This is a genomic window from Bacteroides acidifaciens (assembly GCF_024623065.1).
Taxonomy (GTDB): Bacteria; Bacteroidota; Bacteroidia; order Bacteroidales; family Bacteroidaceae; genus Bacteroides; species Bacteroides acidifaciens.
The window spans coordinates 32,245-54,061 of sequence record NZ_JANJZR010000026.1; the positions used below are offsets into that span (position 1 = coordinate 32,245).

Below are 21,817 nucleotides of genomic sequence, written 5' to 3' on the forward strand. Positions count from 1 at the left end.
AGCTATAATGATATTGGTTTTAGCTCAAAGGATATTTTGAAAAGACAAGGTAAAACCGATAATGTCCTGTTTCACCCAATTTTACCCCTCGCTTTCACCCGCTATCTCCTTATTCATCGACATTTCAAGAATCAGGTGAAACCGATGAATGGCAATAATCTTATAGTGGCATTGATATTTGTCAAGTCTGTAGTATCCTATTCTATTTCCACTTTTGCCTGTAATCTGATATCGTTCGAAGCCGCCCCAACCATTATCTGAAAAGTACCCGGCTCCACTACTTCCCTTAAATTCCGGTCTATTATCGTAAAATCACTTTCAGACAAAACGAACTTCACTTCCTTAACCTCTCCACGCTTTAAATAAAAGCGTTCGAAGTGTTTCAACTGTTTCAGGGACTGCACTACCGAAGCGTATTCATCTCTCAAATAAAGCTGGGGTATTTCTTCGCCATCATACTCCCCAGTATTCTTGACCTTGAATGAAACTTCAAAAGAATGAGGGGATATAGCTGATACACATAAATCCGAATATTCGAAAGAGGTATAACTCAAACCATATCCGAAAGCATAAAGCGGAGAAGCGGACAGTTCTACATAATCGTGGTTCTGAGGTGCTTTCTTGTTGTAATAAACGGGAATCTGCCCTACCGAACGAGGAACTGTCAGCGGTAATCTTCCTGCCGGGTTATAATCTCCGAACAGGACATCAGCGATGGCATTTCCGCCTTCTTGTCCCGGATAATAGGCTGTCAACAGAGCATCAGCGTTTTCAGCAGCCCAGGTTTTATTCAAAGGACGGCCTTCGATATATACTACAATCAACGGTTTCCCCGTAGCTTTCAATGCTTTGAGCAATTCCTGCTGTCTCCCTAATAGAGAAAGCGTCGCACGGTCAAACCCTTCGCCACATTCCATGTCACTGACTGTCTTTTCATCAGCAATTGCCGCACCCGTTTCTTTATAACTGGTTTTAAAATCACGGGCACTGGAACCACCTACTACGGCAATTACGGCTTCTGAACGTCGGGCGGCAGCGACAGCCTGTTCTATATCGGATGTCAAAGTATCGCGTATGGAACAGCCTTTCACATATTCTACCTGCAATGGAGATAACTTAGTCCTGATTCCATCCAATACGGTCTTTACATTCTCCTCTTCCTGCGGAGCGGTATAGTCGCCCAACATATTATAACGATTATCGGCATTAGGACCTATCAATGCTACTTTGGAAATATTCTTATTTAACGGAAGCAGTGAACGGTCATTTTTCAGCAGAGTGATTGAGGCTTGTGCTATCTTACGTGCCAAAGCAATATGCGCATCATTGCACACTTCTTTCTCAGCCTTTTCAGGGATGACATATGGGTTCTCAAATAAACCCATTTCAAACTTTAACCGGAGTACACGGGCGACAGATGCGTCAAGCACTGCATTACTGACACGACCGGTATTTACGGCATTGATTATATTCATATACGCATCACCTCCCAAGTCTACATCCACTCCGGCCGATAAAGCCATGACAGCCGCTTCCTCCATGGTTGGCGCAACAAAATGGCTTTGGTGAATCCCTTCGATGCTGTACAAATCCGAAACCACAAATCCTTTAAATTGCCATTCATTCTTCAAAAGTTCAGTCAGTAAGTAGTAATTTGCAGTACAGGGGATACCATCCAACGAATTATAAGAAGTCATGACAGACAAGGCTCCGGCATCAATTGCCTGTCGGAAAGGGGGAAGAAAGTTCTCGTGCAACTCACGTATCCCTACAAAAGAGGGATTTCCGTTCTGTCCGCTCTCCGAGATTCCGTATGCCAGAAAATGCTTCAATGTAGCCAGTGTGCTGTATGGTTGGGATAGATTTCCACCACCCAATCCTTCAACCATTGCTTTCCCTATCCTCCCAGTCAGCACAGGGTCTTCACCGAACGTTTCTTCTACACGCGACCAACGCGGATCACGGGTAAGGTCGAGCACGGGACCATAGCTGATATGCCCGCCCTGAAGTCGTATCTCTTTTCCTATCGCGTTCCCGACTTCATTTATCAATTGAGGTGACCAAGTGGCAGCCATTCCGATTCCCGTCGGAAAGACAGTAGCACCGATTGCCATATGACCGTGTGGAGCTTCTTCTGCCAAGAATATGGGGATTCCCAAACGGGTATTCTCCATTACATATTTCTGCAAGGCATTTCCAGCCTTAGCTGCCAATGCGGGATTCAGACCATTTTCGAGTGTTTTCTTTGTCCACGGGTCGGCACGGTAAGTTGCCCAAAGCATTCCGACATGCCGTTCTTTCATCAGTTGCTTGAACTTATCGGAAACGGTGACTGTTTTTCCTTTTATCTCATACATTTCCCAACCTAAGGGGCAGAGAAGCTGACCGACTTTCTCTTCCACGGTCATGCGGGAGAGTAAGTCTGCCACTCGTTGTTCAACCGGTAGTTGGGGATTTTTATAGGATTCTATCGGCAGTTGTGCAGAAACACAGGTTCCCACCATCAACAGTCCCAAAAACAATAGTAATCCACATATTCTATTTAGCATAAATAACCTCTATTTATATTAATGACTTTATTTCTCCATTTATAAAAAACATTTCAAATAAGAAACCTGCTATCATCCCGCAATGCCTTGTGGCAAAGCTGATTTGACAGCAGGCTTCGTTTGAGTGAAAACAACCTCTATTTTATCCTATTTTAGAACGGACATTTCTGATTGTCGACATAAGTAACAGTACCACCCGGTACGGCATTATGTCCATGTCCAGTCATATCAAGCACCGTACCGTCATCTTGCGTTTCACCATCAAAACGCCAATAAGCGATTAGTCCTTCACTTGTGGGGTCTACATAGCAAACGCCATCCTCAATCTGGGCAGCCGTACGCGCCACGTTCCATACACGGCACTCACTGATGTAACCATCAAAGAAGCGTGCGTTACCTGCCGAACGGCCAATAGAGAATGTATCCTCCCAAGTATGACTGTCATAAGCCATACTCAAGTTTATGGAACCACCATTCTTTGTCTCTACGAAGTGAATCTGCTCACCGTCCAAATAGAGACGTAGATACTGACCGTCATACACAGCAGCGAAGTGTAACCAATGACCTGTAGGAAATTCTTTCTCTACCCATGATTCATAATGGTCTTTCTTATCAGGATGCGAAGCCGAACCAATGGAACCTTTCACAAACTGCAATTTATTAACCGGATTACCGGCACCATCACCAAAACGGAAAAGGAAGTTCTCTTCACATCCACATAACGAACTAATGCCATTGGCACTTCTTTCCTGTCCAACCGGGAAAGATACGGGAAGCACCTTCATCTCCAACGTCATCTGTCCGAGTGCTTTCACCGGACTGTTTTCCTGATCACCGAACGAAGGAATATTGAAATATCCCCGGCGTGCCAGGTAAGCAGCCTTGATATTAATAACCTTAGTCAACATAACATAAGCGGTACGGGAAGTTTCCATCACTTTCAGATCGCTATTTGACACAGAAGTAATAGATACAGGAAGGCAATAGGATACACCCTCCTGTAATTTCTCGGAATCAGCAGTCACCTTGATTTGCGTAGACTGGTTTTGCCCTGCCGGAATCACCACTTCACCACCTTCAAAACTATAGCTACCTTCGGGAGGCATCTGGCAGTTACGACCAGTAGAGGCATTAAAAGACTCAAGTAGCTGAGGAGCCACCTGTACACCAACTTTCACATCAGTGTCCATCTTATCGGTTGAAGTTACGGTTAAGCCTAATGTAGACTGCCCCTCAACGAGAAATTTCACATTTGAAGAAGTCAACGTGCCGGTCATATAGACAGCATCGCTGTAATCTGGTTCAGTCTTGCAACCTGACACACAAAGCAACAAGGCAAATAAAGATAAGAGCGTATATTTCTTCATAACTTCAATTATTATTTAGCATAAACATTAAATACACCACATTCCAAAGATGCACCATACCAACCACCAGCATTCGGAACAGTTATTCGAATATATCGGGCAGTCAACGGAGCATAGAAAACACAATCTTCGGCATCACTTTCAATTTCCCCTTGTGCTTTCCAATCCGTACCATTATCACTTGTGCTGACAGTCATGCCGGCACTGAACACACCGACCTCTTTTTCAGTCCAAGTATCATAATCATATCCGGAACTTGTCATTTTGATACCATCAAAAGAATATGCTTTCCCCATATCAATATCCAGTAAAAGCTCACCTGAGCGGTTAGAAATGGAACAATAAGTTTCATAATTTCCATCAAAAATGGCTTCAATCGGTTCATACCAAGACTGAACAGTCCCATTGGTGGTAGCAGTCCATCCTGTTTGGTCTGCCACTAATGTGCCAGTACCAGTATATCGGGTAGCTTCATGATTCATATTATCCTCGGTCACAGTAATAGTCAAGAAAGAAGGCGCCAGCATATTAGTGCTCAACTGCGAATTCCCCCCTTCTGCCGAAACAAGACGCAAAGGAATAATATATCCTTTCGCACTTTTAAGGGTAGAGAGAACATTCGCGTCATCAGTCAATTTTAGATGTACAGCGTCTGCCACCACCATTTCTCCCGCGGGAATAGTCATTTCTGCATTCTCCAGCACAACAGTTTCAACAGGCAAAGCTTCAAACTCTGTGTCATGTTCTTCATTATAAGCATCAATCAGAGAGTTATCAACCGCTACTGTTACTCTAATGTCTCCACTCGCTTTCTTTGAACATCTCGCCTCCCATGTGAAATCGACATTACTGACTGTACTGATGGGAGTCTGTACTATCTTATACTCCTTGGAATTATCCAAAATGTACACTCTATTATACGGATCTCCATAGACATCGTAAGTCTCATCATCGCCACAAGCAGTAAAACCGAGCACACAGATGGCGAACATACCTATATAAAACAGATTTTTTCTATTTTTCATTGTCATCTTTCATTAAAAAGTTAATTAATGGATAGCCGGATTCTGTATTTGGATACATTGGCGGAATCGATAATAAGGTTCGGGATTGTATTCATGTACATTATAGTCGCGATGGATAAAGAATGCTCCAAATCCTCCTTTACGTTTGCCGTTCGCAGGTTTATAACGTGCCTGATTGTACATGGACTGCATATCACCTTGCCAACCGTCACCCATATTGCAGCAGTATACCACCTTTTCATCAGGCCATCCGCCGGCACCTGTGCCACCACTATATGCCTGAAGGAAACAATAGTTACTATATGGAACAAGACTAGTCATACTGGTACTTGTCTGGTCAATATTCAACATTTTATCACAAATGCCTTCTTGCGAAGCTATTTCTTTACCATAACGTTCTTCAATGAGTTGTAGACGTTCTTCTTTCGTGATATCCGGATTCGGCCCCATATATTTAGCCATATGCTTGTAGAAGTGTTCAAAATTCGAATCACTCAAAAAGTCACCTTCCGGTTCATAGTCAGCATCGAAGCCGTCAAGGTCATTCAGGAACACCTGATCAAGGAAATATTCAGCATACATTTCAAAGGAACGATTAAGCGCTGCGGTTCGTTCATCACCATTCGGCATTGCCTTTGCTTCATTGTAAGCCTTCTTAAAATCGTGTTCGTCAGTTTCCGCGTCAATACGTGTAATTGCCACACAGAGCATTTTGGTACCTTTCACTTTCTGCACAAAACGAATTTCTTCCCATATCTCAGTATTTTCCTTTGCAGGGATACCACCCCACATAGAACAAATATCGAGACTATCGGGCAATCCCATAAATCGAACAGCCGCTGAGTTTTGAGCTCCATACTGCGCAAACCATCCAAAAGCTATTTCATGGTCACTTGCTTTGTAATCGCGCAGGTTTTGGTAGTACTGGTCGTCGTAAGTCAACGGCTTCTGGATAGTCAGCGATTCGATGTCGGTGTTGCAAGCAGACATCAGGCTGCCTGTGGCTATCGCGGTCAACAAGTATTTCATTATTTTCATATTCTAATTACTTGGTTAGATTATTCTACATTATATATCTGATTACCTTTTCACATCCCACCAAAGACGTGTACCGGCAATATCCGTACCCTGCAATAAGGAGACGGCGGCTTGCGTATTCTCGCTATTGTCAGAATACTCTGTTGTCGGGAACTTCAGGCGACTTATGAGTTCTCCTTCAGGAACTTCACCACCGGAACGATTCGAACTGATAGTTACAATTCCTGGATAACCTGTACGACGCATCTCACTCCATGCCTCCTGCCCGTCAGGGAAAAGAGCAATCCACTTCTGTACCATAATACGCTCCAGTTTCTTACTTTCAGAAGCACTGTCATCCCACTTCACTGTCAAGGTCGAAACCATACGGCTTACATCAGTGCTACGTCCTGTTATCGGATCTATGAAAGAAGTAGCCGGCACGTTAACATTGTCAGCAAGATAAGTATCCACCCCTGTAGCCCCCTTGGAAGAGAAAGAGATTTTCACACCTTCTTCATAGTATTCCTGTACTGTCTTATCCCCTAGGTTCAAACGCAATTTAGCCTCTGCCAACAGAAAATAAGTTTCAGCAGCACTCATCCACTGTATATTATCATTTTGTCCCACATTCATACTGGAAGCCGCCTCTGACAATGTTCCCTGATTACGGCTAGTCTGCCCGTTCCGGACTCCATGATATGCCCCGTCTTTCACAGCACCCTTGAAGTAACACGCCAAACGTGGATCTTGTAAACCTTTCAAATAACAATCCATGGTAGCACTCATGCGAAAATCATTAAAACTTTCAAATGCTTCCCACCACTCATTGATGAAAGTGAACGATGCAGACTGCTTCAAAACTGCATTATCATCAACAGACGTCATCAGCCCTATACTATGACCGATTGCAGCTTCTATTTCTGTCCGGGCTTTTGTCTCATCTACATAAGAGATACGCATTGCCAAACGAAGACGGAGTGTATTGGCAAACTTAATCCACTTCTCCACTCTACCATTATAAATATAGTCATAACGTTCCATATAAGGTTCGGATGTCCGGCTATTATATCCAGTAAGCACCTCAATGGCATCTGCCAATTCTTCAAAGAAGCGATAGTATATATCTTTCTGGCTGTCATAAACCACATGAATGCTTGTACCAAACTTAGAATAAGGAATGGGACCATACTTATCCGTAATACGGCTCATACCAAACACCTTGACAATAGTAGCCAAAGCACGTGCAGGTGAAACCTCATCGGTATTCTCTACGATGCTTTGCCACGGCTGCATCACTTCGGTATAAGCGTTGTTGAACGGTGAATTATACCACTGGCGATATAGTTTATAACAGTCGTTATCTTCTGTTCCGGCATAATCCCACGTCTTGACAGGAGCAAAGTAGCTGGCAAATATGTCACCGGTCAGCATCTGAGTTTCCTCAAACAAACCTCCCTTATCCTTACCTACCACGAAAATCCCCCTCTCCATCTGTGTGAAGTAAGCTCCAGTTTTAAGGTTATCGCGTTCCATCTGCTCCGGAGTCACCTCATTCGGATTGATATTCCAACTTTCAAAATGGCTGGTGCAGGCTGTAAGCAACAAACTTCCGGCAAGCAACGCACCATTGACAACTTTTATATATTTTGATATCTGTTTCATCTTGTCGATTCTTTAGAAATTAAGTTTAACAGAGAAGCCTAAATTACGCAGGCTCGGCAACATAAAATAGTCCATACCGCTAAAGTGTGTACCTGTACTTGCCGTCAGCTCAGGATCATAAGGAGCCTTACAATAGAACATGAACAAATTGCGTCCGGTGAAGGCTACATTCATACTCTGAATCCAGGGAATTATCTTTTGAACAGGAACGTCATAACCGAGAGACAATTCCGCTAGACGGACATTTGTAGCACTGTAAACATACATCGAGCCTACACCACTTCCCACAGTACTGTAATATTTCTGCACGGCAGGCACTTCGTGACCATCAATCAATACATATCCTAAATCACGTGCCGTAGCCGTAGCCTTAGAAACACCGTAAGCATCCATCAATGCCTGGGTCTGCGAAACAACCACACCACCGATACGGGCATTAATCAAGCAACTCAATGTCAGCCCTTTCCAAGAGAAGGAGTTACGCCATCCCATCATGTATTTGGCTTGAGAGTTACCTGCATAAATCCAGCCATCCTTACGTTCGCCGGCTTTGTCGTCAATAGCTACTGTATTATTGACATAATCCACATCAATATATCCGTGATGATCTGTACGAAGAGCGGTCACATAGAGGTCACCAATAGAACCACCCTCAAAAAGACGTGACTTCACGATTTCAAGCCCGCCAAGATCCATCATGTCCTGACTCACGACTTCTCCACCCGACAAAGTGGTCGGTTTCAACAACTTTTTAATTTTGTTGCGATTGAGAGTGTAAGTGAACGTAGAGTTCCATTTCACCGGTCCGAGAGGCTGATTCAATGTCAGACTGAGCTCAATACCTTTGTTATCCACTTGTCCACCATTGACATAGATGGAAGAATAACCGGAAGATGAGGGGAGTGAAGGATTGAACAATTGATTGTAGGTAGATGTCTTATACAAAGATACGTTCAGTTCCAATTTATCATTCCAAAGATGAGACTGCAAACCGACTTCCCACGCTTTGGTACGCTCCGGCTTAATATCTGTGTTAGGATACGTAGTAGCTGTTGTGGGAGAAGCCGACTCATACGGATAGGTCTGATAAGCAATATAACGCGTAGGAGCATTTCCCACCTCACTATACGAACCACGTACTTTCAAGAAAGTAAGCACATCGTTTTTGATAGGCAACAGTTCTGTCAGAATGGCAGAAAGACCGACCGACGGATAAGCAACTGACTTCGCCTCAGTCCATGCCAAAGCAGAAGACCAGTCTACACGCCCTGTTACATCCAAATAAAGTTTGCTTTTCCATCCTAACTGTGCGGTAGCAAAAATAGATTGCGTCTGGTCATGATAACCATCTTGCTGAAACTTCACGGTAGACTGCATCAAGTTAAGCGTTGTAAAGCTATTGGCTACCGAGTTCAAACTACCACCAACATCGAAATACTGGTAGTTGACATCTTGAATGCTGGTCCCTAGCGTAGCTGTTAATGAGAAATCACCAAAATATTTATCTATATTCAACATCACATCACCATAAAGCTGACGGGTAGAAGCATCGCCTTTATAATATCCGCCAAAATCCTGACAAAAGATATTATCAGTAGACGCCGAATATTTCTTTTCAAACAGAGCCGAGGTATAATCCATTTTGGCACGTGCCCCCAATGTGATACCTTTAGTGATTTCAAAATTCAAACCTCCACTTACAAGAAAACGATTCTTATGATTGATAAAATTGTCACGGTTGACAATCCAATATGGATTCTGCAAAGCAATTCCCTGATTATCCCACGGCCAATATTGCGTTTTGAAGTTACGAGTTTCGTTATACATCTCGAACTGTTGAAGCATATCCAGACTGTAGCTCGGCGACATCAGATAGACAGGAACTATCGGATTAAAATACTGCCCCTGCGATAGCATATTCTGTTCGCGCACATTCATGTAACTAGCACTCAAGTCGAGACGTAAACGGTCATTAAGCATACTCGTTGTATTCCGGATAGTGAAGTTGTAACGATCCAATGTATTGTTCGGAACAATGCCCGCTGCATTAGTAGCAGCCATAGAAAGGAATGTCTGATTCTTCTCATTACCATTGCTGATAGTCAAAGAGTTAGTTTCATTCCATCCTGTCTGATAGAAATCTAACGGATCGTAATTACTGGGTTGTCCCATTTTCTGCCCCCAACTTTTCAGTTCACCTGTAGTTGCACCATAAGTATTTTGAAACTCCGGAGTTACAAACGGATTGAAAAACGAAGTATTGTTAGCATAACTGACGCGAAGTTTATCTTTTGCACCTTTTTTCGTGGTAATCATGATAACGCCATTGGCGGCATCGCTTCCATAAAGTGCAGAAGCTGCGGCACCACTTAATACAGACATGGTTTCAATATCTTCGGGATTAATCATGGAAGCACCGTCACCGGACTGTCCCATACCAGTCATAAAGTCGTCCGGCTGTGTAGTTTCCAATGAAGGCATCGGAATACCGTCAATCACATACAGTGCATTATTATTTCCAGAAAGGGATTTTGCTCCACGCATCACCACCTTCGCTCCACCACCTATACCGGATGAACTGGAGTTGATAACCACACCGGCAATTTTACCGGACAAGCTGTTTACAAAATTGGCATCCTTAACACCAACTATTTCACTGGCAGATACTTCCTGAACATTATAAGAAAGCGCCTTCGCTTCTTTTTTAATACCAAGGGCGGTGACCACCACTTCATTCAATACTTGTGAATCATCCTCCAAAGTAACATTCAAGACCGAACCCGTGACAGGTTGTTCCTTTTTCTGATACCCCACATATGAAAATAATAACACCGGATTGGCAGTATGAACAGTCAACGTATAATTTCCATCAAGATCCGTCACCGTTCCATTAGTGGTTCCTTTCTCCACTATGGAAACACCAATCAGCGGTTCTCCATTTTTATCAACTACCGTACCTTTAACGCTTTGCGTCTTTTGCTGGGCAACTTTAGTTTCCTTAGCTGTCAGTACAATTTGATTATCCAATATCTTATATTCGATATTAGTACCTTCAAAGACTTGCTTCAGTACTTGAAAGATATTTTTATCCGATACGGAAACCGTTATCCGTCGGTTAAGATTCAGATTCTTGCTATTGATAAAAAAGCCGAATCCGGACTCACGTTCGATAGTGTGCAGCACCTCTTCGATGGTGCTGTTCTTCATGTTCAGCGAGATAGAGTTTCTTTGTGCATATCCGTCAGACGCATAAGTCAGCCCAACAGAACAAACAAGCAGCATTAATAGTAATTTCATAGCCAACGATATTTCCTTTAAGGTTCGTCTAAGCGACTTTAATCCTCCAAGAAATTGGACGATACAATAATTTTGCATAGATTTGTAACGAGTTTAATTAGAAAATTGGTAGTTATACTTGCCTGCAAACAAGTAGTTCACAATTACTGAGGCTCATACGGGAAGATACGGCCAATATCGTCCCGTATTTTTTTTGTTTTTAAGGGTCTTTGTTTTTCATGGCAATAAGTTTTGGTTTTCAAGGTTTTATATTTTCTAGCACTAAATAAATATCTCTATTTTTATCTTTTCTTTACCGGCAGTTCCATTGTTATTCAAATAACGCCAACGTACTTTTGAAGATACACTGATAAAATTAAGTACCTGTTCCAGATTCCGGTTGGTAAATGTTCCTGAGAATGAGTCGTCATGCGGTACATTCTCCTGTATGACAAATTCGGCATTGTATCTATCTGCCAAGATATCCAGTGCATCCCGTAATGACGTTTGACGGAAAATGATTTTGCCATCTTTCCATGAAAGTTCTCTCTCACCGGAAGTTGTATAGAGTTGTGTCTTTCCATTTTGAGAATTATAAACCAACTTTTGCCCGGGAGCCATTATAATATATTGCGGCTGTTGCCCGGCATTGTTGAATTCAAAGTTGACTTTTCCTTCAACCAAGGTTGTAATAACCTCATCTGCTTCTTTGTATGCCTTTACATTGAATTTGGTACCCAATACTTTTATAGCAGACTGATGGGCAGTGGAAACAATGAATTGTTTCTCTGGGTCTTTCCGAACATCAAAATAAGCTTCTCCATCAAGTTCAACTTTGCGTGTACGGGAAGAAAAACGATTTGGAAAAGTCAATGTACTTTTTCCGTTCACCCACACCGTGGTTCCATCGGCAAGTGTTACTAGGGTACGCTGTCCGGCAGGCACGTAAACAGTCTGCATCTCTACATTTTCTTTTTGGAAAGCCTGTATCATTATATAGCTCAAACCGAAAGCCACTACAAACACGGCTGCAATCTGCCATACCCACCGTGCAACGGGACGCAACGAAAAAGTCTTTTTCGTTTTCCGAGAGAGACTTTCCGTATCCTGCCATAGGAATGCATCGTAACTTTTACGAAGTGAAATGAACTCTTTGAGATTGGCAGCATCCGCATCAATCCAAGTGGCAACCTCTTCTTTCTCTTGTTGGGATGCTTTGCCTGAAATATATTTTAATAGTAATTCTTTATTCATAATAACGTATAGTTTATAAACAGGAATAAGCAAGGTTACTTGCCCCCTTTCATAAAGAATACCACCCACCAAGCATATTCCCTAGTAAGAAATGCGATTTTTTTTGTTATTACCCCAAAAAAAGTAGAAATAACAGCCCCATACTGCCGCTTTAAATGAAGAAAAATAAAAATGGAGCATAGTCTTTGAGACTGTCTCGTAGCATTTTAACCGCTCTAGTGATATGATATTCCACCCCTTTCACACTTATCCCTAATTCTTCGGCTATCTCTTTATGCGATTTACCATCCAATCGGTCGCGTACGAAAGCAATGCGGGTTTTCTCAGGCATACTAGCCAATAGCGTCTTTACTTTTGCCCGTAATTCTTCTGATAGTATTTCATTAGGATCGCAGGCCTCCAATGTAGATATGCGAATCTCCAGTTCGCGCTGTCCCTTATCAAGCAGAGTTTGATAAACATTTTCCTGTGCTTGTATATGTTTCAGATAATTTAGTGATTTACTGCGGATATAAGTGATCAATATAGCTTCAATACTCGGAATCTCCCGCTCTTTGCTCAATTCCCATAGATGAATGATTGCCTCCGAAACGATATCCTCTGCAACTTGGTCGTTGTGGACATACGACAAGGTAAACAGGAAAGCTTTCCTGTAATAAGTTGTATATATCGAATTGAAGTTAATTTGAGCCATTCAAGCAGTTTCATAAGTATTAAACTGCTGCAAAGAAATATATTTTATATGTGAAACAAAAACTTTTTAGAGAAAATTTAAATATGGCTAAAATTCCTTTTATTAAAAGATAAGAAAACCTGCGAACAAACATTTGCTTAATTCACAGGTTTCCTTCTTCCTTTTGTATAAAAAAACAGCCCAAGTTTATCCAAGTTCAGCTCTTTTATACGCTGATTAATGGATCTAAACTTATCGGTATTTTAAAAACTGATGTTTATCACTACTCGATAGCTACCGGAGTATCCAATGTGGTAATTCTTATACCATTAGTTGTGCCATTTATTTTACCAGTAGAGTCTGTAATAACTCCTCCTTCTTCGACTTCCGTTCCGTTCAACTTATAATAGAGTACTAATCCATCCGATTTCGGATCAACGCCCAACACATTCTGTTTAAGCTGATTTTCCGTACGAGCTACATTCCAGACACGAAGTTCACACATTTTGCCATACAACGGACGTTCTCCCCATGGGAAGCCCGGAATCTTACCAATGTTGAAACCTACATCTGAATTTGGATCAAAACCCGGAATACCCCAATCTGATCCGGCCCATTTCGAGCCATTGACATAAATAGCCGTTTTTCCCAAAGGTTGGTCATAAGTCAAAGCAATATGATACCAACGCTTCGCCTGTAATGCCTCCTTGACTTTATATCCCTGTGTTCCTGCGACTTCCAGAATATCCCTAGGAGTTACCCCGCCTCCTGCGTCACCGATACGAAGAATCATTTTGCCTTCAGTCCCCATAATCGTATTGTTATCGCCAAATCTGTCGATATAAACCAATGCTTCATAAGTGAACGATGAGAAATAAGTTCCAACCGGGAATTTTACAGAAATATAATTGCTATTGAATGTACCGACTTTGGTTATCTTTAGAGGTTTAGAGAGAATGAAATAAGCAATGCTTGTTCCGGGAAGAGTCGATATAGAAGTCGACTGTACACGCACCGGCAAGGCATATGATTTTCCCTCTTCAAGCGTCTCCAGATTAGAGAGTTCCAGTTGTACATTTTCCGCATACAACTTTCCACTTGGAATAGTAGAAGTCGCACTGCTTAATTTTACATTCGATGCATCAAACATCTCATAAGCTGTCCCATATTGCGTGTTGTATTCGTCCAGTACACTTTTATCAGCGATGGCATACGACACATCCACCTGCGAAGAAACCATGGAAGAAAGTCTTGAAGATAAATCAAAACTCCTTACCCCACTTTCATCTTCCAACGAGAATACATATTCCCTATTTTCAAAATAAAGTTTAGGTTCCAATAAGTCACTCTCGCTATTATTGCAAGCGCTCATCAGCAAGGCCATACCTCCTAACACCAAATAATTGAATCTATGTTTATTCATAATTCTTTCGTTTTATTGATTTACCAACCCGTCTATTCTGACTTGTTCTCTTCTTTACTTTGATTTGCTTTCCATTCATTGAAAACCTTCTGATTTATTTGAATGGCTTGACGCATCCACTTGTAATCGGGAGTATTGTCATAATCGTTATCGAAACGATAAGCCCCTATTCCACCTTTATAACTTTTGGACGGCATATGAGCAGCTTGGTTAAGCAACTGACCACCATTAACGGCATACTTTTCGAAATTTTCCGTGCAAATTATTTTCTTGGGATCTACACCATATCCTTCAAGACTAGGTCTGGAAGAACCATAACTTTGTATAATCCAATAATCGACATACTCATCCAACTCTCTGGTAAGACCATAAATTTGACCATCAATACAAATCATCTTATGTCCTTTGCCTTCCGGGTCGCTTTTCGGACCAATATAGTTATTCATCTCCTTTATTAAATGAATTAAGTGCCTATTCTCACTTAACGTTCCATCCATATCAAACACACCACTTCCGATTTCCCAGTCAACATCATAACCATCCCAGTCGTTTGCATCCAAAGAGTCACAAAGAGCTTTAGCGAACTTTGCCAAACATTCATAATGGTTTTCACTGTTGAATTCGCCTTCAAATCCCCAAAATTCCCAACGAGCTTTCTTCTTCGCATCTTCCAGTTTGGAATCACTCCAGCCTTCTTCCTCTGCCTGTTTTTCCACAGGAGTATATACCGAGTTTGGAGTTGCCCCTTTGCCAATATAAGAAAGCAGGCTCACCTGCAACAATTTTGTACCTTTCACTTTTTGCACAAACTCTTTATCCGCTTTCTGTTCAGGAGTGATATCAAAGCGTCCGGGAGCACCGCTCCACATGGAAACAAAGTCCATACTGTCCGGCATAGAAGTCAGATATCCTTTTCTGTAAGCTCCGGCAGGAGACCAATTGGAGTACCATCCGAAAGCAACGGGACGCCCATAATTCCAGGCGGTTGCCTTGTAGGCACGCAGATTGGCATAATATTCACTATCGCCCATCGTATTATTACCTCCGATGTGCTCCATATCTATATTTTCCACATCAGTGCAGGAAGTTGTTATCATCAAGCCTGCCAGAGAGAGGAAATATAATAAATTTCTTAATGTTTTCATATTCTTCATTTTGTATCAAAATAGTGATTATAGGTTATCGTTTACAGTCCCACCACAAGCGGGTTGAAGATTTATCTTCGCCTCCTTGACCGTTATTAAGTAACAGCAAAGCTGCGTTATAAATAGCCTGTCCTTCCTCTGTCTGGTAAAAACTTGTAGGATAAATCATACGGCGTACGCCACTCTCTTTAGTTGCACCTTGACTCGAACCATTATTTACCATTACAGGATTCAATTTCGGATATCCGGTTCTTCTCCACTCTGTCCAAGCCTCCTGACCATTAGGGAAAAGAGCAATCCATTTCTGAATGATGATCTTCTCCAATTTCTGTTCTGTGCTACCTTCAAATTTAGCAGTAGCAGTAGAAGGTGCCGGGAAGCTACAAGCATAGAAACCTGTGAATTCATGCTTCATCGGTGCTTTACCAGAATTCATATAGGCATCCACAGAAGTAGTTACACCATTTTCCTGGAACGACATTTCAATACCTTGTTTGTAAAGCGCTTCAGCACTACCGAAGTCGGCAGGCCATACTAAAGCAGCTTCAGCACGCAAGAAATAAACTTCGGAGGCACGCAGCCAATAAGTCGGAGTGTTACTTTCAATCTTTGGTTTAGAAAACAATTTATAAACATCATTCGGCGCAAAAGTATGTCCGGCAGGCACTGCTTGATATTTTTTACCGTCATAAGCCACTTGTCCGGCTGTACTTGCCGCGTCTACAGGCTTAAAATAAGCACCTAAACGAGGGTCAGCATATCCCATTAAGTAGGAGAATATAGATGATCCCATACGTGACTCCTCGTACGTTTCGGACAACCATTCAATGTTATTACGGAAAGTAATACCAGCACCTGCACTCATCTGTGCTTCATCATCCCTTGCAGTCATTACACCTATAGAATGTCCGACAGCCTGAATCGCATACTTCTTTGCCATTTCTTCATCAGCAAAACGAACGCGAATCGCCAGACGAAGCATCAATGAGTTGGCGTATTTCACCCATTTCCTGGTATCGCCAGCATAAACCGCATCATATTCCTCCATCACTTTTATACCGTTCACAGCTTTTTCAGTCAATACGTCAATGGCATCAGTCAAGTCTTGAAACATAGCAGTATATACCGCCTTTTCCGAATCGAAAGGTATATTCATTGTCGGATCGGCAGCATGGGTGTAAGGCATTGGCCCGAAACACTCCAACGTTTTGTGCCAAGCCGAAATTTTCAGAACTTGTGCCAATGCATAAATTTCAGGGGCATCATTTTTTTCTGAAAATACTTTCAATTTCTTCCAAGAATTAAATGCATTGGTATACGAACGTGTATAAGTGCCCGCAATCCAACCGTCAATTAAAAAATAGGTTGTATTGTTACGGCCCGAATTCCAACTGGTAGAGTTATTCTGCCCGAAGAAACCACTCCAACAATCGGCCGAAAGATGATAATCAGTCTGATATTGATTAATAATGTCTGTATCATCGGCTTGAGTACCCACCGGAAAAACAGTTTGCTCCATGGCCGTAACCAAACCGCCTACAGCAAAACCATCCATCAGCCCTTCTTCTTCAGTCATTTCAAACGGATTGGTATTGATTCTTTCATAATCACATGCCGTCAAAAATGACAAGAGGCATATACCTGCTAAGAGTTTATATTGATTTATCTTTTTCATAATAAAGTTGGTTTATTATAATTTAAATTTAATGCCAAAACCAAAGCTACGTACACTTGGTTGCATAAAGTAGTCGTTACCTTGTCCATAAGTACTTGTAGAAGGTGTAAGTTCAGGGTCAAACGGAGCTTCACAATATAACATCCAAGGATTATTTGCGATAAACGAAACCGTAACATCTCTCAGTACATTTCCAAACCATTTATTAGGCATAGTGTAGCTGAATGACAATTCTTGCAAACGAATATTGGTAGCGCTGTACACATAATAACCGGATGTTTCATAGTTTCCTGTACCAATCATTTGATAATAGGCCTTCGCGTCTACTCTACCTTGATTTTTTATCAAAGCCCCCCCGGCATCCCGTGCCTCAGCCGAACGTTTGGAAACCCCAAAACGGTCAAGCAAAGCTTCTGTAGAAGAAGTTACTACACCACCAAAGCGTCCGTTAACCAGGAAGTTTAGCCCAAAACCTTTGTATGACAATGCATTACTCCAACCGAGATTGAAATCCGGTGAGGTTTTGCCCAAGTAAACAGGTTCACCTCTTTCCATACCAAATTTTCCATCACTCTCTACTGCCACAAATCCTTGACTGTCTTTCTTAAAAAATGTATTGGCATAAATATCATGGATACTACCTCCCACTTTCAAAATCGTACGACCTTTGTCTTTCACAACTTCGGGAATATTAATCGGCGAAGTTCCCTCCAAACCTGTCTCATAATTAGTTACCATTTCTTTAATTTCGTTGACGTTACGTGAAAAAATCAAAGTAGAAGAGAAAGATAATCCGTTTTTAAACTTATCGCTATATCCCAATGAAGCTTCCCAACCACGGTTCTCTACATCACCTGCCTGCAAATAAATTTGTTTGTATCCAGTATACTCGGGAAGTTCACCCAAGAATGTCTGGTTCTCCGTATTAGAATGATAGTAAGTAACTTCCGCACTCAATTTATTCCACAAACGAAAAGTCAAACCAAATTCATAAGATTTGGTACGTTCTGCCTTGAAATCAGTGAAAGGATAGATATAGGTAGGATTCAAAAGGCCACCCACAAGCGGATCAGTCACCGTACCGGGAGTCAAACCCGCACGAGATACTGGAGCACCTACTCCAGTGACAGAACCACGTACTTTTAAGTAAGATATAAATTCAGGTAGTTTTACCATTTCAGATACAATGGCCGACAGACCAACAGAAGGATAAAAGAAAGATTCCTCATTGGTATTTACCAAACGAGAATTCCATTCGTTACGACCGGTCAAAGTCAGATAGAGCATACTTTTCCACCCCAACTCCACGTTAGCAAAGATGGCATGATTACGCACACTGTCACCACCTCCTTTTTCGGAGATACGTCCATTTTTTGTATCGATATTAGTAGTGGTAAATTTATTGGGAAGCTTGAGTAAGGCACCTTTATATCCTCTTTCCAAAGCCCAATAATTAGAATAGCTCCAACCAAGGTTGGCAGCAAGACTGAAATCCAGAATGCGTTTGTTGATATTCAGCATAAAGTCGGCATACTCCTGGCGGTCATTGTAATTACTGTACCCGTAATGCCCCTTAGTACCTTCTGCAAACTTCTGATCGGAAGAAGCATAAATTTTACGTTCAAAACTCACATAGGTATCGTCCATTCTGAAACGACCGGCAACATTCAGCCAATCGGTGATTTTATAGGTCAATCCCACATTGAACATGTAACGGCTCTTTTCATTGGTAGCTACATTGCGATAAGCTGTCCAATAAGGATTTTGAGAAGCATAAGTAGACTCACCCACAGGCCAGTATTGCACAGGTAAATTACGGCTCTCATTATAGCGTTCAAAAGTCTTTATGTCCTCAAAATTCTCACCGCGCGGGAACAAATAAGCAGCCATCACCGGATTCCAATACTGACCTTGCGAAACCATATTTTTATCTTTTTGCTTCACATACGATGCTCCCAAATCCAGTTGTAACTTATCATTCAGAAATGTAGAAGTGTTACGAATGGTGAAGTTTAAACGGTCGTATGCGTTATTGGGCACGATACCTTTAGAATTAGTAGATGAGATAGAAGCAAAAGTCTGATTCTGCTTAGTTCCCGTGGTCAAAGTAAGTGAGTTTATGAAATTCGTACCGGTATTAAAGAAATCATGCTTAGGGTCGTAACTTGACGGAGTTGGCAATTTCTCTCCCCAGCTTTCATACACATCTTTCTTGTTTCCATATGTATTTTGAAATTCTGGAGTCATATACGCTTTGCTAAACTCAGTAGAAGATGAGAACTGAATAGATAGTTTCCCTTCTTTACCTTTTTTGGTTGTTACTAGGATGACGCCGTTTGCCGCACTACTACCATACAACGCAGCAGCCGAAGGACCACTCAACACAGAGAGACTTTCGATATCTTCAGGATTAAAGTCAGCAATACCTTCTGTTCCAGCCTTTCCTTCACCCATAATACCACTGTCTGTATTTCCCATATTGGTATTAAACAAAGGAATACCGTCTACCACATATAATGCATTATTATCTCCTTCGATGGATTTTGCACCACGCATCACAACACGAGTTGCACCACCGACACCAGCCGCACTCTTGTTTATGGTTACACCGGCTATCTTACCGTTCAATGAGTTTACAAAGTTTGCGTCTTTCACAGTAGTCAATTCATTACCTTTTATCTGTTGTACATTGTAAGACAATGCTTTTTCTGCACGTTTAATACCCAATGCAGTAACAACCACCTCATCTAGCACCTCCGTATCCTGTTTCATAGTAATCGGATAAAAATCTTTTTTAGAAACAGTTACCATTTGAGTAGCATATCCTATATAAGAAACTTTCAAAGTAGAGTTGTCTGAAGCTTTTATTGCAAAGTTTCCATCAAAATCGGTAATTGTACCGGTCGAATTGCCATCCACTGAGATATTAACTCCAATCAGTGGTTCACCGCTCTCATCAACAACTTTCCCTTTGATATCCTTCATAGTTTGTGTTGCAACTGCAGGTTTCTTCTCAGTGATTATAATATAATTACCTTGAATTTGATAGGCGAAACCTGTTCCTTTCAGGATTACATCAAGTGCTGCCGATACAGCAACATTTTGCAAATTAAGATTTGCTATTTCTTTTCCTTTCAATTCGGAGTCACTGTAGTTAATAGACATTTTCGACTGTTTTTCTACAGCTTTCAGAGCATCAACAACAGTGATATTTTTCTGCTGAATAGTAATTTTATTACCACTTTGAGCAAAAGCAAGGGTAGATGTTAGTAACAATAAACTTAAAAAAGTGAGAAAGCCTCGCTTATGAACTATTTGTTCTGCTATTTTTTCGTAAATTTGTAGCATCTTTAGTATTAGTTAATTGGTTATTATTCTATGATCATTCAGAATAGCGTCAATACACGCTAATATTAAGGAGAACTTGATTTCACATCCGGAAGGAACGGGCATTCCTTCCGGATACTTTTTCACATAATATCTTCAATTTAAATAGGTTCTACAACTGATTTATTTCTTATTGGTTACATAGCATTTATTTCCTTTAATAACATAGTCTACATCTCCCACTACTTGTGATATAATGCTCATAATCTCTTCCAGACTTGCTTGATTCTGGAAACGAAAACTATAGGTATTCTTCTTCATACTATGAAGACTATAAACAAAGGCATAAGGGAATTTACGTTCCAGGCTTGTGAAAATATCTTCCAGATGCATATTACTAAAGACCAATTCTCCACGCTGCCATGCTGTCACATCATCTATTTCAGGCAATTGCAGGTTATGTTCTTTTGTATGCTTGTTATATATCAATTGTTCATTAGGCTTTAGAATAACATTAGATATCAGATTATTGAACTCCACTCTTACACTTCCTTCCAGCAAAGTGGCAATCAACTCATTACTTTCCGGATAAGCGTTCACATTAAATTCCGTACCCAAAGCAGTTACTTGATAATCGTTCGCTTTTACAATAAAAGGATGTTTCTTATCCGGTTTCACTTTAAAGTTAGCCTCACCTATCAAGTATACACTTCGCGTCTTTCCATTGAACTGCTCTGGATATAATAAAGTACTTTTTGAATTCAACATGACATGCGTGCCATCAGGCAAGGTGAGTTCGTGAATCTCCGCTGTTGGTATATAACACTCTACCAAATCTTTTACAGGCCGATCTTTTTCCAACATCAGATAAACAGAAACAGATGATACAGCCAGTAAGAAAATAGCCGCCGCTCTCCATACAAATAGCTGATAATTCTTATGAGAAACAGGCTTTAATCCTATATTTTGTTGCATTTGGCGTATTGATTGTTGCATTCCATTGGGTACTTCCTGTTCCCCTGCCTGTTTCCAAAGCATACGGAGTGCTTTATCCTTTTCGTCAACATGCTCTTCATCAGCCAGCCATCGTTGTACTTTCTTTCGTGTACCAGCTGAATAATCATTGTTTCCGAATAATTCTACGAGTTGTTGAATACAGTCTTTCATAAACCTTTTCTTTCTTTTTGGGGCTTTATATACTAAATTTAAGTACATGACAAAAATTTGAAAACATCGAATTTTGGGGTATAAGTCGGACGCAGAAGTATTGTTGAAATCTCCTCCAAACCATACTTGACAAGCGACTTTTCCTTTCTTCCATGTTTCAGAATCCTTATCGGTTTAATATTTATATCTTTATGTTCACCAACGAGATATGCCCATACAAGAGCCATGCAGACCATCGCGACAAGTCTTGCGAT

General features: G+C 41.3%; 13 protein-coding genes and 1 pseudogene. All 14 read right to left on the minus strand.

From position 1 onward, the window contains the following. Positions 1-197 precede the first annotated feature (197 nt). Positions 198-2,549, minus strand: a complete 2,352-nt coding sequence (locus NSB03_RS09790; protein WP_024986954.1) for a glycoside hydrolase family 3 N-terminal domain-containing protein — start codon at positions 2,547-2,549, stop codon at positions 198-200. Positions 2,550-2,701: 152 nt separating this feature from the next. Next, positions 2,702-3,916 carry a DUF1735 and LamG domain-containing protein gene (locus tag NSB03_RS09795; protein ID WP_135035521.1) on the minus strand — a complete coding sequence of 405 codons (1,215 nt, stop codon included), beginning with the start codon at positions 3,914-3,916 and terminating at the stop codon, positions 2,702-2,704. Positions 3,917-3,927: 11 nt separating this feature from the next. Beyond that, the gene (locus NSB03_RS09800) at positions 3,928-4,941 is read right to left on the minus strand and encodes a BT_3987 domain-containing protein (protein ID WP_024986953.1); all 1,014 of its coding nucleotides are present in this window, start codon (positions 4,939-4,941) and stop codon (positions 3,928-3,930) included. 24 nt (positions 4,942-4,965) lie between these two features. After that, on the minus strand, positions 4,966-5,979 hold the full coding sequence (locus tag NSB03_RS09805) for a glycoside hydrolase family 18 (protein ID WP_024986952.1): 1,014 nt from the start codon (positions 5,977-5,979) through the stop codon (positions 4,966-4,968). Between the two features lie 42 nt (positions 5,980-6,021). Further along, complete coding sequence (locus NSB03_RS09810; protein ID WP_257466361.1) at positions 6,022-7,623, minus strand: SusD/RagB family nutrient-binding outer membrane lipoprotein; 1,602 nt, start codon at positions 7,621-7,623, stop codon at positions 6,022-6,024. 12 nt (positions 7,624-7,635) lie between these two features. Next, positions 7,636-10,998 carry a SusC/RagA family TonB-linked outer membrane protein gene (locus tag NSB03_RS09815; RefSeq protein ID WP_024986951.1) on the minus strand — a complete coding sequence of 1,121 codons (3,363 nt, stop codon included), beginning with the start codon at positions 10,996-10,998 and terminating at the stop codon, positions 7,636-7,638. A gap of 183 nt (positions 10,999-11,181) precedes the next feature. Beyond that, a complete protein-coding gene (locus NSB03_RS09820; RefSeq protein ID WP_024986950.1) occupies positions 11,182-12,153 on the minus strand; it encodes a FecR family protein in 972 nt (323 codons plus the stop codon). A 151-nt stretch (positions 12,154-12,304) separates the two neighbouring features. After that, positions 12,305-12,847: an RNA polymerase sigma-70 factor gene (locus NSB03_RS09825; protein ID WP_024986949.1), complete on the minus strand. Its 543-nt coding sequence runs from the start codon at positions 12,845-12,847 to the stop codon at positions 12,305-12,307. A gap of 262 nt (positions 12,848-13,109) precedes the next feature. Then, complete coding sequence (locus NSB03_RS09830) at positions 13,110-14,252, minus strand: DUF1735 and LamG domain-containing protein (protein WP_024986948.1); 1,143 nt, start codon at positions 14,250-14,252, stop codon at positions 13,110-13,112. Positions 14,253-14,281: 29 nt separating this feature from the next. Further along, positions 14,282-15,394: a glycoside hydrolase family 18 gene (locus tag NSB03_RS09835; protein ID WP_022137597.1), complete on the minus strand. Its 1,113-nt coding sequence runs from the start codon at positions 15,392-15,394 to the stop codon at positions 14,282-14,284. A 34-nt stretch (positions 15,395-15,428) separates the two neighbouring features. Then, on the minus strand, positions 15,429-17,069 hold the full coding sequence (locus tag NSB03_RS09840; protein WP_024986947.1) for a SusD/RagB family nutrient-binding outer membrane lipoprotein: 1,641 nt from the start codon (positions 17,067-17,069) through the stop codon (positions 15,429-15,431). A gap of 15 nt (positions 17,070-17,084) precedes the next feature. Continuing rightward, the gene (locus NSB03_RS09845) at positions 17,085-20,417 is read right to left on the minus strand and encodes a TonB-dependent receptor (RefSeq protein WP_024986946.1); all 3,333 of its coding nucleotides are present in this window, start codon (positions 20,415-20,417) and stop codon (positions 17,085-17,087) included. A 162-nt stretch (positions 20,418-20,579) separates the two neighbouring features. Further along, complete coding sequence (locus tag NSB03_RS09850) at positions 20,580-21,563, minus strand: FecR family protein (RefSeq protein ID WP_024986945.1); 984 nt, start codon at positions 21,561-21,563, stop codon at positions 20,580-20,582. 38 nt (positions 21,564-21,601) lie between these two features. Beyond that, positions 21,602-21,817: pseudogene (locus NSB03_RS09855) on the minus strand (IS4 family transposase); the annotation flags it as partial.

Bases quoted from the DNA above. Each gene is read 5' to 3' on its own strand.
- NSB03_RS09805 (WP_024986952.1), bottom strand. From the start codon at position 5,979: ATGAAAATAATGAAATACTTGTTGACCGCGATAGCCACAGGCAGCCTG.
- NSB03_RS09795 (WP_135035521.1), bottom strand. From the start codon at position 3,916: ATGAAGAAATATACGCTCTTATCTTTATTTGCCTTGTTGCTTTGTGTG.
- NSB03_RS09840 (WP_024986947.1), bottom strand. From the start codon at position 17,069: ATGAAAAAGATAAATCAATATAAACTCTTAGCAGGTATATGCCTCTTG.
- NSB03_RS09835 (WP_022137597.1), bottom strand. From the start codon at position 15,394: ATGAAAACATTAAGAAATTTATTATATTTCCTCTCTCTGGCAGGCTTG.
- NSB03_RS09815 (WP_024986951.1), bottom strand. From the start codon at position 10,998: ATGCAAAATTATTGTATCGTCCAATTTCTTGGAGGATTAAAGTCGCTT.
- NSB03_RS09845 (WP_024986946.1), bottom strand. From the start codon at position 20,417: ATGCTACAAATTTACGAAAAAATAGCAGAACAAATAGTTCATAAGCGA.
- NSB03_RS09800 (WP_024986953.1), bottom strand. From the start codon at position 4,941: ATGAAAAATAGAAAAAATCTGTTTTATATAGGTATGTTCGCCATCTGT.
- NSB03_RS09810 (WP_257466361.1), bottom strand. From the start codon at position 7,623: ATGAAACAGATATCAAAATATATAAAAGTTGTCAATGGTGCGTTGCTT.
- NSB03_RS09850 (WP_024986945.1), bottom strand. From the start codon at position 21,563: ATGAAAGACTGTATTCAACAACTCGTAGAATTATTCGGAAACAATGAT.
- NSB03_RS09825 (WP_024986949.1), bottom strand. From the start codon at position 12,847: ATGGCTCAAATTAACTTCAATTCGATATATACAACTTATTACAGGAAA.
- NSB03_RS09790 (WP_024986954.1), bottom strand. From the start codon at position 2,549: ATGCTAAATAGAATATGTGGATTACTATTGTTTTTGGGACTGTTGATG.
- NSB03_RS09820 (WP_024986950.1), bottom strand. From the start codon at position 12,153: ATGAATAAAGAATTACTATTAAAATATATTTCAGGCAAAGCATCCCAA.